Source organism: Epibacterium sp. ABV4_022, assembly GCF_056159345.1.
In genome coordinates, this window is sequence record NZ_JBSWVA010000001.1 from 3,243,517 (window position 1) to 3,256,596 (window position 13,080).

Annotated in this window: 13 protein-coding genes; 11 read left to right on the top strand and 2 right to left on the bottom strand. The window is 62.9% G+C overall.

Going from position 1 to position 13,080, the window contains the following annotated elements; translation table 11 throughout:
* Positions 1–264: 264 nt before the first annotated feature.
* Positions 265–2,007 (top strand): alpha-amylase family glycosyl hydrolase, encoded by a 1,743-nt coding sequence (locus ACXAF5_RS15365; RefSeq protein WP_474947258.1) that lies wholly within the window; start codon positions 265–267, stop codon positions 2,005–2,007.
* Between the two features lie 182 nt (positions 2,008–2,189).
* Positions 2,190–2,462, top strand: a complete 273-nt coding sequence (locus ACXAF5_RS15370) for a YjhX family toxin (RefSeq protein WP_474947259.1) — start codon at positions 2,190–2,192, stop codon at positions 2,460–2,462.
* Here the strand turns inward: ACXAF5_RS15370 and ACXAF5_RS15375 are convergent.
* Complete coding sequence (locus ACXAF5_RS15375) at positions 2,441–3,076, bottom strand: ChrR family anti-sigma-E factor (protein ID WP_239368202.1); 636 nt, start codon at positions 3,074–3,076, stop codon at positions 2,441–2,443. The two genes, ACXAF5_RS15370 and ACXAF5_RS15375, sit on opposite strands and share 22 nt — an antisense overlap.
* A complete protein-coding gene (locus tag ACXAF5_RS15380) occupies positions 3,073–3,630 on the bottom strand; it encodes a sigma-70 family RNA polymerase sigma factor (protein ID WP_370645728.1) in 558 nt (185 codons plus the stop codon). The genes ACXAF5_RS15375 and ACXAF5_RS15380 overlap by 4 nt, the downstream gene beginning before the upstream one ends.
* Positions 3,631–3,876: 246 nt before the next feature.
* Here ACXAF5_RS15380 and ACXAF5_RS15385 point away from each other — a divergent pair, with 246 nt between their 5' ends.
* From ACXAF5_RS15385 to ACXAF5_RS15425, 9 genes are all read left to right on the top strand, one after another.
* Complete coding sequence (locus ACXAF5_RS15385) at positions 3,877–5,187, top strand: NAD(P)/FAD-dependent oxidoreductase (protein ID WP_474947260.1); 1,311 nt, start codon at positions 3,877–3,879, stop codon at positions 5,185–5,187.
* Positions 5,184–5,957, top strand: a complete 774-nt coding sequence (locus ACXAF5_RS15390; protein ID WP_474947261.1) for a DUF1365 domain-containing protein — start codon at positions 5,184–5,186, stop codon at positions 5,955–5,957. Before ACXAF5_RS15385 ends, ACXAF5_RS15390 begins: the two co-directional genes overlap by 4 nt.
* On the top strand, positions 5,957–7,117 hold the full coding sequence (locus tag ACXAF5_RS15395; protein ID WP_239322742.1) for an SAM-dependent methyltransferase: 1,161 nt from the start codon (positions 5,957–5,959) through the stop codon (positions 7,115–7,117). Before ACXAF5_RS15390 ends, ACXAF5_RS15395 begins: the two co-directional genes overlap by 1 nt.
* Positions 7,107–7,649, top strand: a complete 543-nt coding sequence (locus ACXAF5_RS15400; protein ID WP_474947262.1) for a chalcone isomerase family protein — start codon at positions 7,107–7,109, stop codon at positions 7,647–7,649. The genes ACXAF5_RS15395 and ACXAF5_RS15400 overlap by 11 nt, the downstream gene beginning before the upstream one ends.
* 2 nt (positions 7,650–7,651) lie before the next feature.
* The gene (locus ACXAF5_RS15405; RefSeq protein WP_474947263.1) at positions 7,652–8,869 is read left to right on the top strand and encodes an MFS transporter; all 1,218 of its coding nucleotides are present in this window, start codon (positions 7,652–7,654) and stop codon (positions 8,867–8,869) included.
* Complete coding sequence (locus tag ACXAF5_RS15410) at positions 8,866–9,435, top strand: DUF3833 domain-containing protein (RefSeq protein WP_474947264.1); 570 nt, start codon at positions 8,866–8,868, stop codon at positions 9,433–9,435. The genes ACXAF5_RS15405 and ACXAF5_RS15410 overlap by 4 nt, the downstream gene beginning before the upstream one ends.
* The gene (locus ACXAF5_RS15415) at positions 9,432–10,154 is read left to right on the top strand and encodes an SDR family NAD(P)-dependent oxidoreductase (RefSeq protein ID WP_474947265.1); all 723 of its coding nucleotides are present in this window, start codon (positions 9,432–9,434) and stop codon (positions 10,152–10,154) included. Before ACXAF5_RS15410 ends, ACXAF5_RS15415 begins: the two co-directional genes overlap by 4 nt.
* Complete coding sequence (locus tag ACXAF5_RS15420; protein WP_474947266.1) at positions 10,151–10,891, top strand: SDR family NAD(P)-dependent oxidoreductase; 741 nt, start codon at positions 10,151–10,153, stop codon at positions 10,889–10,891. The genes ACXAF5_RS15415 and ACXAF5_RS15420 overlap by 4 nt, the downstream gene beginning before the upstream one ends.
* A gap of 240 nt (positions 10,892–11,131) precedes the next feature.
* On the top strand, positions 11,132–13,066 hold the full coding sequence (locus ACXAF5_RS15425; RefSeq protein WP_474947842.1) for a cache domain-containing protein: 1,935 nt from the start codon (positions 11,132–11,134) through the stop codon (positions 13,064–13,066).
* The last annotated feature ends 14 nt before the right edge of the window (positions 13,067–13,080 follow it).

Genomic DNA, 13,080 nt, shown 5'->3' on the forward strand with positions numbered 1-13,080 from the left:
ACGACGCTGACGATCAAGCCCCGTCGCACCAGAGGTGACCTGCATGCGCGACGGAACTCCGATATCTCAAGATAGCGCGGGCCCGCCCCATGTCGCGCATCTGCCCGTTAAATGGTCATTTCAGCCGGGGTCCAGGCCGTGGACACGGCTCGGCGGTTTACGCCCCTGCACCGACGCGGATAGGCTGATCCTCGAACCACCCGGGCGCGAAGCAATTGACGGCAAAGCGGAAATCAATCCGCACAGGTGAGGGAGTGTAGCCAGATGGCGCAAGGAAGCGCATCTTTCGGAGCCCGTCTGTCGCGGCTCCTGACCGGGATCTACCCGGACGTCGATTGCGAAATCCTCGGCTCGCAGGTCGTGGAGGCCTTCTGGCCGGATGGCACACACCGGCGCAAACGGCCGCGGGTGCCCGGAAACACGCTCTGGTCGGAGCGCGATGCGCTGATGATCACCTATGGCAACACGCTGATCGACGGCACGCACAAGCCGCTCGACCTGCTGCATGACTTCCTGCTCACCCATATGCAGGGCGTGGTGGACGGCGTGCATATCCTGCCGTTCTTTCCCTATACCTCTGACGACGGGTTTGCGGTCACCGACTATCGCAAGGTCAACCCGGAACTGGGGGACTGGGCCGACATTCGACGGATCGGCGAGGCTTTTCACCTGATGTCGGACATGGTGCTCAATCATGTTTCGTCACAGAGCCCCTGGTTCAACGCCTACCGCCAGGGCCAGGCGCCCTATGATCGTTTTTTCTATGAGGCCAGTCCCGAAGACGACCTCTCGGATGTGGTGCGCCCCAGAACCACGCCGCTGTTGCAGCTGGTCGATACGGCAAACGGACCCAAACATGTCTGGTGCACTTTCAGCCACGATCAGGTGGATCTGAATTTCGAAAACCCGGACGTGCTGCTGGAAATCCTGCGGATCATCCGCCTGCACATCGATCAGGGGGTGCGGATCATCCGGCTTGATGCGGTGGCCTTCATCTGGAAACGGGCTGGGACCGCCTCCATCCACCTGCCGGAGACGCATGCGATCGTGCAGCTCTTGCGGCTTTTGGCGGATTACGCGACCGAAACCGTGGTGGTGTTGACCGAAACCAATGTCCCGCGGACCGAGAACCTGAGTTATTTCGGCAACCGCAACGAGGCGCATGTTGTCTATAACTTCCCGCTGCCGCCGCTGATCCTGCACGCGATGCTGGCCGGGTCGGCGCGTTTTCTGCTGAAATGGGCGCGTGCAATGCCCCCTGCCCCGCTGGGCTGTGCCTATCTGAACTTTACCGCCAGCCATGACGGCATCGGCATGCGCCCCGCCGAGGGGGTTCTGCCACAACAGGAGATCGACGGAATGATCGCCTGCGTCAGGGAAAGCGGCGGGCTGGTGTCCATGCGCTCGCTTCCGGGGGGCGGCGAGGCCCCCTACGAGGTGAACTGCACCTTCTTTGATGCCATGACCCGGACGCTGCGGGGCGCGGACGACCAAAAGATCGCGCGGTTTGTCTGCTCGCAAACCATCCCGATGAGCCTGGAGGGAATTCCTGCCTTCTACATTCATGCGCTGCTGGCAACCGCCAACGATCACGCCGCCGTGGCGCGCCGGGGCATGAACCGTGCGATCAACCGCCACCGCTGGGATTACCCGGAGCTGACCCGGCGATTGGCCGATCCCGAAACGGAACAGGCGCAGGTGTTCTCGGCATTGTCGTCGCGCTTGAAAATCAGGGCGCAACAGGCGGCGTTCCACCCGAACGCCACCCAATTCACGCTGCATCTGGATGATCGGGTCTTTGCGCTCTGGCGCCAGTCTCTGGATCGCGCGCAATCGATCTTTGCCCTGCATAATGTCAGCGGCGACAGCGTGACCCTGCCCCCGGGCGCGCTGAACCTGATCGAAGGCGAGACCTGGCACGATCTGCTGTCGGGCGAGGCGTTCCAGGGCGATCTGGAAATCACACTTACGCCTTATCAGTGCCGCTGGATCACGAACCGTGATTGAAACCATCCAGCCAGAGTGATAAGCACAGGCACCCGTCCATTCAGACAATGGAATTGTTGATGTTGGAGATTGCAACCACGCAGTGACAGGTTCGGCGGTCCCGAAACCTGTCCCCCCGCGCAAGCGCGGCCGTTTGGCATGCGCGTGCCGGTTTGACATGGTTCAATCACAGGCAATATCCAATGAATATCTCGAAGAACGAACAGCGCGTGCTGCACGCGCTGGCACAGGGCGGTCGTGTCCTCTATGAACGCGCGCCCAACGGCCGGATCACCTCGGTGACCTGCTACACCCACGACGGGATGATCCTGTCCAATTGCACGCTGGAAATCTTTCAACGTCTAAGACGCAAGCGACTGATCCAGAGCCGGTTCTCAAGCCCCTATCAGATCTCGCAAAAAGGGCGGCAGACCGTGCGGGCACAGTTGGACAATCAGATCCGGAAAAGAGGCTGAAGCAACCGGGGGACAAACGACCGGAACCGCAGTGATGCATCCGTCGCCGCCAGGCAAATGCAGGCGGGACCAACCTCGGCAATCGGTTCATGCTCGAGATCGCCATCGGCGATCTCGAGATCCCCCACCCCAAAGCGCCCGGTCTCGTCACGAAAGGCGCCCTGCAAGACCAGCGTCAGCTCCAGGCCATTGTGGCCATGATCCGGAACCCCTTGGCCGCCGGGGATATACAGCAACCGCACGCTGCCGCTGCGGTCATGATCCAGGATCATCTGCCGCACCCCCAGTCCCAGCGGGGTCCATTTCGGCGGCAGACCGCCCAGCGCCTCCATGACAGGCGCCGGGAAAATCCCCGCACGATCATAGCGTTGCTCGACCGAGATCGGATCGTCCAAGGCATCGAACAGCCGCCCCTTTAGGTCCGACGACACATCCGTCGCCGGCATGTCATCCAGCAGCGCGCCGCCCAGAGCCTCATGCGCGCCGAGCCGGGCGCGGCACTCGTCGCACATGGACACATGCGCGGCCACCACCAGCGAAAAAGCCTTTGGCAGATTGCCTGCCGCATAGGCGATCAGCAACTCATCAGGGATGTGGTGCGTAATGCCCGTCATGTGCGTTCCGTTCCCTTCAACTCGTGACGCAGCTTCTCCAGCCCCAGCCGGATGCGCGATTTGATGGTGCCCAGCGGCAGGCCGGTCTCGGCCTTGATCTCCGCATGGGTCAGCTCGCCCAGATAGGCGCGTTCCACCATTTCGCGCTGCGCGGGTTTCAGCGTCTTGAGCGCCGCGCGCAAAGCCTGCGTTTCCTGTTCCAGCGCCACCACCTGTGACGCGTCTTCCTCTGTGTCCTCGACCGGCTTCAGTTCTTCCGGCACCGGCCGCTTTTCCTTGCGCAAGATGTCGATCTGCCGGTTGCGGGCGATCTGGTAGATCCACGCAGAGACCTGCGCCCGCCCGGGATCGAACATATGCGCCTTGCGCCAGACCGTAAGCATCACGTCCTGCACGATGTCCTCCGCCTGCGCAGGCGGCAGCCCCGAGCGGCAGATGACGCCCTTGAGCCGAGGTGCAAAGTGATCAAACAGGCGACCAAAGGCCACTTTGTCGCGCTGATCCCGCACTGCCAGCATCCAGACCGTCGTCTCGGAATATGCCTCACCTGTCACTCTGTCGCTCTCCCGGCAACTGCCTGCGCCCCCGCTCACCCTAGCGGGCGCGACGGGGGCTTCAAGGCTGTCATCGCAGAGAACGGCAGGAGCTTCAAACATGACCGGGGTACGCAGCGTTGGGTCCGGTGGATCACAAAAAATGCCGCTGGATCGCAAAAACCCGTCATTGTCTCGGGAATTTCCACTTTTTTGATCCGTTCTCGCCCGTCGCCTCGTAAGCTTATGAAAACCGATGGAGAATACATGTCATTTGATGCCCTGCCCTCTCAGCGCCGCCGGATCGCCATTGTCGGCGGTGGCATATCCGGTCTGGCTGCCGCATGGCTCCTTGGTCCACGTCATGATGTGACCCTGTTTGAGGCCTCGGCGCGGCTTGGCGGGCATGCACGCACGGTGACGGCAGGCATTCGCGGCGATCAGCCGGTGGATACCGGGTTCATCGTGTTCAACTATGTGAACTACCCGCATCTGACGCGCATGTTCAACGCGCTGGATGTGCCGGTGGTGCGCAGTGACATGTCCTTTGGCGCAACCATCCAGAACGGTGCGGTGGAATACGGGCTGAAGGACATCGCCGCGCTGTTTGGTCAGCGCCGCAACCTTGGCCGGCCCGCATTTTTTGGCATGGTGCGCGACATTCTGCGCTTCAACGCCCGCGCCGAGGGCGTGGCCCATGATGACAGCACCACCATTGGCGAGATGGTGCAGGAACTGTCTCTGGGCGACTGGTTCCAGCGCTATTACCTGATGCCGATATGTGGCGCGATCTGGTCCACCCCACCCGAAGAGATCCGCGAATTCCCGGCACGCTCTCTGGTGCGGTTCTTTCGCAATCACGCGCTGCTCTCGGCCTCGGGTCAGCATCAGTGGTGGACGGTCAAAGGCGGCAGCCGCGAATATGTCCGCCGTCTGACCCAGCATCTGCAAAAGATCGGCGTGGACCTGCGCGCAGCCTGCCCGGTGCAATCGGTCGAGCGCACTGAGGAGGGCGTCACCCTGCGGCTGCCGGATGCGCAGGCTGAGGGTTATGACGAGGTGATCTTTGCCTGCCATTCGGATGATGCCCTGCGCCTGCTGGCCCGTCCCACGCCCCAGGAACAGGCGACCCTTGGGGTGATGCGTTATCAGGACAATCACATGATCCTGCACCGGGATGCGGGCCAGATGCCCCGCCGCCGCGCCTGCTGGTCGTCTTGGGTTTATAAGGCAGATCAGCGTGACAACCGCCCGGCGATCGGCGTGACCTATTGGATGAACCGCTTGCAAAACCTGCCGGAAAACGATCCGCTGTTTGTCTCTCTCAACCCGGTGCAGGACGTAAACCCGCAGCTGATCTATGACGACAAGACCTTTCGCCACCCGGTGTTTGATCGCGCCGCGATCCGGGCACAGGGGGCGGTACAGGCGATGCAGGGGCAGAACCACACATGGTTTGCCGGGGCCTATCTGCGCCACGGTTTCCATGAGGACGGCTTTGCCAGCGCAGTACGGGTGGCACGTGGCATCGACGCCCGCTATCACAGCAACCGCGACGCGGCAGAGCTACTCGCATGAGCACGCCCGGCGACCATACCGCGCGCTGGCCGCAATATTTGGCGGGCACCACCACCCATGCGCGACGTGGCGGCATCCAAAATGCCTTTCGCTACGGGGTGGACTATGTGCTGCTCGACCCGAACTCGACCCGGGGGCCACTGCTGTTTTCACGCAATCGCTGGAATCTCGCCTCCGTCATGGATCGCAATCACGGCGGCGCCCCAAAACAAGGGCGCGGGCTGGCGTGGGCGAAAGAGGTCTTTGAACGCGCAGGGCTTGCCCCGGACGGGCTAACCATCCTGCTGCTGACGCAACCGAGTTTCCTTGGCTATATCTTCAACCCCGTGAGCTTTTGGCTCGCCTATGACGGCGATGATCTGCGCGCGGTGATCGCAGAGGTCTCAAACACCTTTGGGGATCGTCACAGTTATCTCTGTGCGCGACCCGATTTTGTGCCCATCACGGCCAAAACCTGCCTGACGGCGCAGAAAATCTTTCACGTCTCGCCCTTTCAGGAGGTCGCGGGCGCGTATCGGTTTACTTTTGATATAACAAGGACACGGATCGCCATCCGCATCGCCCATGAAAATGGCGCGGAAGGCGTGATCGCCACTTTGGTGGGCGATGTGCACGACCTGAACAACGCCCGCCTGATCAAAGCCAGCCTGCGCCGCCCGCTCGGCGCGCTGCGCACCGTTGCGCTGATCTACTGGCAGGCCCTGAAACTCAAACTCAAGGGCGCGCGCTACAGAAGACGCCCGCTTCCGCCCGAACAGGAGGTAAGCTGATGCTGTTCATTACCAACCGCGTGAAACGCGATTTTCTCGACAGTTGCGCCCGGATCCGACGAGGCAGCCTGCGGCTGATCACCCCCGAAGGCGAAGTGCATGATTTTGGCCAGGGCGAACCTGCGGCCGAGATGCAGATCAACGACTGGGGCGTGGTGACCGCGCTGGCCTCTCGCGGGGACATCGGGTTGGGGGAAACCTATGTGGCCGGGTTGTGGGACACACCGTCGATCGAGGCCGTGACGCAAGTGGCGCTCCTGAACCTCGACTATCTTGAGGCCTTTGCCTACCCGAGTCGCCTTGCCACGCTGAAGTTTCGCCTCGTGGACCGCATCCTGCGCGCCAATTCCCGCGCCGGGGCCAGCCGCAACATCAAGGCGCATTATGACGTCGGCAATGAGTTCTACCAACTCTGGCTCGATGAAAGCATGACCTATTCCTCGGCCCTGTTTGCCCCCGGTGATAAGACGCTCGAGGATGCGCAATACCGCAAATACGACCGCATCCTGAACCGCGCCAGCGATGCCGAACGCATCCTGGAGGTCGGGTGCGGCTGGGGCGGGTTTGCGGAGCGCGCCGCGGATCGCGGACGCCATGTGACCGGGATCACCATCTCCCCGAGCCAACACGGGTTTGCCGATGCACGCCTGGACGGGCGCGCGGAAATCCAGCTCTGTGACTATCGCGATACCAAGGGCAAATTCGACGGCATCGTCTCGATCGAGATGATCGAAGCCGTGGGCGAACGGTACTGGCCGCAGTATTTCGAGATGCTGAAGGATCGTCTGGCCGAGGGTGGTCGGGCCGTGGTGCAGGCAATCACCGTGCCGGATGCCTATTTCGACATCTACCGCAAGGGATCGGACTATATCCGGCAATATACCTTTCCCGGCGGCATGCTGTTGTCGGATGCCATGATCGCGCATCACGCCGCCAGGGCGGGGCTGAAGGTCACCGACAACTTTGGCTTTGGTCAGGACTATGCCCGCACCTGCCGGATGTGGTCAGAACGCCTTAGTGCGGCCTCGGACAAGGTGATGGGGCTCGGCTATGATCAGGGGTTCCTGCGCAACTGGCAGTTCTACCTGCAGATTTGCGCGGCATCCTTTGAGACCCGCCAGACCGATGTGGTGCAGGTGGAGCTAACCCATGCGACCTGAAACAAGCCTTGCCACTGTTCTCTCGCTGATCGCGGGGCTGTCGCTGCTGGCCGCCCTGTCGCTGGCGCCGCCCTTATTGGCAAGCTCCAGCGCCACCGGCCTCAAGGCGCCGGTGCAACTGGGTCAGGCCACACTGCGTTTTCTGGGGTTCGAGGTCTACACGGCGACGCTTCATACAGAAGGCGCGCAGCGGTTCAGCTGGGATCAGCCTCTGTCGCTGCGCCTGGATTACGCGCGCAGCTTTTCCAATCAGGAACTCCTGCAAGGCACGCAGAAGGAATTGCAGCGCATCGAGGGCACGCAGCCCGACTTGCCCGAGATGTTGCAAAAACTGGCCACCTGTTACCGCCCTGTCCAGCAGGGCGATAGTTACGTGGCCATCGCGACCGATCCAGATACGGTGGAAATGCGCCTGAATGGCCAACGCACCTGCCGGGTGTCGCATCCTGATCTGCGCAGGCGGTTCCTCGGCATCTGGCTGTCCCCCAACAGCCGTTCCGCGCGCCTGTCGGCACAGTTGCGGGGCGAGTGAACATGCACTGGCGGGTCAGCACATATGCGCTGATGCTGGCTGCGGCTGGCCTGCCGCTCTATATCCATCTGCCGCGCTACGCGACCGGCGAGCTGGGGATGAGCCTTGCGACCCTGGGCGTGATCCTTGCGGGCATTCGGGTGATGGATTTTGCGCAAGACCCCGCATTGGGCTGGCTGGTGGATCGCTACCCGGACAAAAAAACCGCCTTTGCGACCTGCGCCGCCCTGGGAATGGCGCTGGGATTTCTGATGCTCTACACGTTGCGCCCTGAAGGCGGCGGCTTATGGTGGTTCATCGCGGCCCTTGTTCTGGTGTTCACCTCCTATAGCCTTGGCACCATTCTGTTTTATGGCCAAAGCGCGGCCCTTGCGGCACAAACCGATGGGCTGATCCATCTGGCCGGCTGCCGCGAGGCGGGCACATTGGGCGGGATCATCCTCGCGGCCAGCGCCCCCGCCGTGCTGGTGATGCTGGGGGCCACGGGCAGCGGCTATGCGGCCTTTGGCGGAGTGCTGGCCGGTGTGTGCCTGATCGCGCTCTGGGTTAGCCGCCCGCTGTGGCGTGTCTCATCGCCTGCGCAGTCTCCACTGTCGCTTGAAGAGTTGCGGGCCTCTGGCGGGCTGGGCCTTTTGGCGCTGGCCTTTGTCAACGCATTGCCGGTGGCGATCACCTCGACGCTGTTTCTGTTCTTTGTCGAGGACCGGCTTGGGCTGCCGGACCTGGCCGGGCCGTTTCTGATCCTGTTCTTTGTGGCGGCAGGGGTTTCTGTGCCCTTCTGGACCCGCGCTGCGACGCGGCACGGCGCTGCGCGGACCCTGATCCTTGCGATGTGCCTGGCGATCCTTGCCTTTATCGGCGCCGCGCTGCTGCCTGCGGGGGCCGCGATCGGCTTTGCCCTGATCTGTGTCGGCTCTGGTGCCGCCCTGGGCGCGGATATGGTGATCCTGCCCGCACTCTTTGCAGGCGCTCTGGACCGCGCAGGGCTCCAGGCGGGGCGCGCCTTCGGGCTTTGGTCCTTTGCCGCGAAACTTGCCTTGGCGAGCGCCGCGATCCTGCTGCTGCCGCTGCTCGAACTAAGCGGCTATCGCCCCGGTGCCGAAAACTCCGAGGCCGCGCTCACAACCCTCACCCTCGGGTATGCGGTTCTTCCTTGTCTCATCAAATGCGCCGCCATCGCGCTGGCGCTGCAACTCCCCCGTGAAGAGGTCCATGTATGAAACTGCTCCTCGGCATCACCATCCTCGTGCTGCTCCTGGCGCTGTTGCGCCCCGGTTTCGGGTTCCGCGCACAGCGCCCGTCAGACTATGGCAACACCGATCCCGCCTTTGACATTCGCAAGCACCTGAACGGGCGCTTCATTTCCGAGGGCATGATCTATGGGCCCACCGGGCGCGTAGTGTCCCGGTTCGTGGCCGAGATGAACGGCAGCTGGGAGGGCACCACGGGCACGCTCACGGAGGATTTTGCCTACGAGGGCGGCGGCACACAGGCCCGCCAATGGATGCTGGAGGTCGGCGAGAACGGCCGGTTCACCGCCACTGCCGAGGATATTATCGGCACCGGCACGGGACAGCACACAGGCGCGACGGTACAGCTTCGCTACCGGCTGCGCCTGCCGGAGGATGCCGGCGGGCATGTGCTGGATGTCACCGACTGGATGTACCTGATGGAAAACGGCACCATCATGAACCGTTCCGAGATGCGCAAATTCGGCATCAAGGTGGCCGAGCTGATCGCCACCATCCGCCCTGCCCCGGATGGCGCATCCGAGGCGCAGCCATGAGTTTCAATGGCCAGACATGGTGGATCATCGGCGCCAGCGAAGGTCTCGGGCGGGCGCTTGCAGAGGCGCTGGACAAGGAGGGCGCATCCCTGATCCTGTCGGCACGCGGCGCAGACCGGCTGAACGCGCTCTGCGAGACATTGCGCGATGCGCAGGCGCTGCCGATGGATGTCACCGATCCGGGGTCCGTGGTGGCGGCCTCAAGGCAGGCAAATGACGCCGATGGCGTCATTTATTGTGCGGGTCTTTATGATCCGATGACGGTGCAGGACTGGGAGCCGGAGGCGGCTGAGGCGATTTGCGAGGTCAATTTCATGGGCGCGATGCGGGTGATGGGCCGGGTTGCCCCACGCATGGCGCGCCGCGGACAGGGGCATATCGTGCTGATCGGCTCTCTGGCTGGGTTTACCGGCCTGCCCGGCGCCATTGGCTATGGCGCGTCCAAGGCCGCCGTCATGCATCTGGGCGAGAACCTGCACCGCGACCTGCGCGACACCGATGTGAAGGTGCAGGTGATCAACCCGGGCTTTATCAAGACCCGGCTCACGGCCAAGAACGATTTCAAGATGCCGATGATCCAAACCCCGGAACAGGCCGCCGCCTGCTGCATGAAGGCGCTGCGCTCGAACCGCTTTCAGAGCTCCTTTCCCGCGCCGTTTTCCTGGGTGTTCCGCATCGCCGCGCATCTGCCCCGCAAATGGATTACGAGGCTGATATGACTGAACCGCGCAACGTGTTGATCTTTGGTGCGTCCGGCGGCATTGGCCGCGCTCTGGTCGAGGCTTATGCCGGGATGGCGGCTGTCGAGCGGGTTCATGCTGTTGCACGCCGTGGAAACCTTGCCTTTTCGGGCGGTGAGGCAGCGCTGGCCAAGATCCAGCAGCATCGGGCAGACATCACATCCGAAGCCGACATCGAGGCCCTGTCCACGCAGGTCGGCGCGCCGGATCTGGTGATCCTCGCCACCGGCCTGCTGACCGATCCGGAAACCGGGCTCGCCCCCGAAAAAAGCTACCGCCATCAGGATATGGCTGCGTTCGAGCAGGTGTTTCGCATCAACACCTTCGGACCCGCACTGGTCGCAAAACACATCCTCGGCCGGATGCCCCGCGAAGGGCGCAGCGTGTTTGCCGCGCTGGCGGCGCGGGTGGGATCGATCAGCGACAACCAGCTGGGCGGCTGGCATGCCTATCGCGCCTCAAAGGCGGCGCTGTGCATGCTGATGCGCAACTACGCCATCGAGGTTGCACGCAAGAACCGCGACGCGATCTGTGTCTGCCTGCATCCCGGAACCGTGGACACCGCCCTTTCTGCGCCGTTTCAGGCCAATGTGCCGGACGGTAAACTGTTCACCGCGCACTATGCAGCGGACCGCCTGGTATCGGTCCTTGCCGGATTGGGGCCGGCGGACAGCGGCAAACAGTTTGATTGGGCTGGCACAGAGGTGCCGGCCTGAGCGGCGGCGACGTGCCGCCAGCGCGCATTCCCCCGCCCGTGATTGCGCCCCCGACGGCGTGCTGCAATTGCAGGTCATCCCAATTGCCCACTGTCTGGGACCTTGCACCCGGATCGAGAACCGGCGACATTGGGCGGCAGACATGCCCCTTATCCGGCGCCAGGAGGGAGGCCGCCAGACGTGCTCAAATCTGTCCGCCTGCGCCTGCTGCTGCTTGCGCTCCTGCCGCTCATCGTTTTGATGCCGCTGCTGATGGTGCTGGCCATGGCGCGCTGGAACGCCGATTACGACAAGGTTCTGATCGCCAATGTCGAAAGCGATCTGCGTATTGCCGAGCAATATCTGGGCCAGCTGCAGGCCAATTCCGCGCGCGCCCTGCAAGAGCTTGCCAGTTCCGCGCGCCTGGCCCGGGTCCTGTCTGACGGCGCTCCGCCAGCGCGGTTTCTCGACACCCAGCGCGAGGCGCTGCAATTAGATTTTCTCTACCTGTTGCAAGGCGATGCCCTGACTCGGGAAAAGGCCAAATGGCCCGTGGTCCACGAGGCTGCCGCGGGTCGGATGGCCTCCGAGATCGACATCTTTCCAGCCGCCGAGCTGGAGGCGATTTCCCCCGCGCTGGCAGCCCGTGCCCGCATCGAGCTGATCGAAACCGAAGCCGCCGCGCCGACCGACCGCCGCGTCGAGGATCGCGGCATGGTGGTGCATTCCGCCGCGCCCATCCGGGTCGAGGGGCACCGGGGGGTGCTGGTCGGTGGCATGCTGCTGAACCGGAACCTCGATTTCATCGATACCATCAACGCGCTGGTCTATCTGCATGGGCAATCCGATGTCAGTCGCCAGGGCACCGCAACGCTGTTTCTGGACGACACCCGGGTGTCCACCAACGTGCGTCTGTTCGAAGATGTCCGCGCGCTGGGGACCCGGGTCTCTGCCGCGGTGCGTGAGGCGGTTCTGGGTCAGGGCAAAACCTGGCTGGATCGCGCCTTTGTGGTCGATGACTGGTATATTTCGGGCTATCTGCCGTTGACCAACAGCTTTGGCACACGTGTCGGCATGCTCTACGTCGGGTTTCTGGAGGCCCCCTATCAAACCGCAAAACGAGAAGCCTACTGGATTGTCGTTGGCGCATTTGCGCTGGTGATTGCCCTGTCCGCGCCATTGTTCCTGTGGCTGGCAAAGGGGATCTTTGCCCCGCTTGAACGCATGACCCGCACCATGGCGCGGGTGGAACGCGGCGACCTCACCGCGCGAAATGGCACCATCGGGCGCCACGACGAAATCGGCCAGGTTGCCGATCACCTCGATACGCTGCTCGATCAGGTTCAGGAACGGGACCGGCGGTTGCGAAACTGGGCGGATGAACTGAACACCCGTGTCGAGGAACGCACCCGCGAGCTGAAGATCGCCAATGAAAAACTCGAAGAGACCTTTCGCCAGCTGGTGATGAGCGAAAAGCTCGCCTCGATCGGCGAAATCACCGCCGGGGTCGCGCATGAAATCAACAACCCGGTAGCGGTGATCCAGGGCAATGTCGATGTGATGCGGATGACGCTGGGTGACGGGGCAGAGCCTGTGCGAACCGAGCTTGACCTGATCGACAATCAGGTGATGCGGATCGGGGCCATTGTGGGCAAACTGTTGCAATTCGCCCGCCCGTCGGAATTCGGCACCTTTGCGGAACATGTGGATGTGGCGGCCGTGGTCCGTGACTGCCTGGTGCTGGTGGACCATGTGATCTCCAAACAGGAAATCCGCGTGCTGACGCAGTTTGATGACGCGCCCTGTGTGCGTATCGACCCCGGCGAGCTGCAACAGGTCATCATCAATCTCATCATCAACGCAAGTCAGGCGATGGAAGGACAAGGCACGCTTGCGCTCTCTGTCGCGGGAGAGAGCAGGAATGGCCAGGCAGGCGTCGCCCTGCGCATCGCAGATACCGGACCGGGCATTCCCGCCGACCGGATTGGCCAGATCTTCGATCCGTTCTTCACAACCAAACAGGGCGAAGGGACCGGATTGGGACTGTCGATCAGCCAAACCCTGATACAAAGAGCAGGCGGCCACATCAGCGTCCGGAACCGGCGCGCCCGTGGCGCCGAGTTCCTGATCTGGCTGCCCGGACCGGATGAGGCATCTGACGCCCCCGGCGCCGCGTCCGCAGCAGCGCCAGTCTGATGCGCGCATGCGTC

Excerpts from the sequence above, each read along its gene's own strand:
- ACXAF5_RS15365 (WP_474947258.1), top strand. The coding sequence starts at position 265 with ATGGCGCAAGGAAGCGCATCTTTCGGAGCCCGTCTGTCGCGGCTCCTG.
- ACXAF5_RS15405 (WP_474947263.1), top strand. The coding sequence starts at position 7,652 with ATGCACTGGCGGGTCAGCACATATGCGCTGATGCTGGCTGCGGCTGGC.
- ACXAF5_RS15425 (WP_474947842.1), top strand. The coding sequence starts at position 11,132 with ATGCCGCTGCTGATGGTGCTGGCCATGGCGCGCTGGAACGCCGATTAC.
- ACXAF5_RS15410 (WP_474947264.1), top strand. The coding sequence starts at position 8,866 with ATGAAACTGCTCCTCGGCATCACCATCCTCGTGCTGCTCCTGGCGCTG.
- ACXAF5_RS15400 (WP_474947262.1), top strand. The coding sequence starts at position 7,107 with ATGCGACCTGAAACAAGCCTTGCCACTGTTCTCTCGCTGATCGCGGGG.
- ACXAF5_RS15415 (WP_474947265.1), top strand. The coding sequence starts at position 9,432 with ATGAGTTTCAATGGCCAGACATGGTGGATCATCGGCGCCAGCGAAGGT.
- ACXAF5_RS15375 (WP_239368202.1), bottom strand. The coding sequence starts at position 3,076 with ATGACGGGCATTACGCACCACATCCCTGATGAGTTGCTGATCGCCTAT.
- ACXAF5_RS15420 (WP_474947266.1), top strand. The coding sequence starts at position 10,151 with ATGACTGAACCGCGCAACGTGTTGATCTTTGGTGCGTCCGGCGGCATT.
- ACXAF5_RS15395 (WP_239322742.1), top strand. The coding sequence starts at position 5,957 with ATGCTGTTCATTACCAACCGCGTGAAACGCGATTTTCTCGACAGTTGC.
- ACXAF5_RS15390 (WP_474947261.1), top strand. The coding sequence starts at position 5,184 with ATGAGCACGCCCGGCGACCATACCGCGCGCTGGCCGCAATATTTGGCG.
- ACXAF5_RS15370 (WP_474947259.1), top strand. The coding sequence starts at position 2,190 with ATGAATATCTCGAAGAACGAACAGCGCGTGCTGCACGCGCTGGCACAG.
- ACXAF5_RS15385 (WP_474947260.1), top strand. The coding sequence starts at position 3,877 with ATGTCATTTGATGCCCTGCCCTCTCAGCGCCGCCGGATCGCCATTGTC.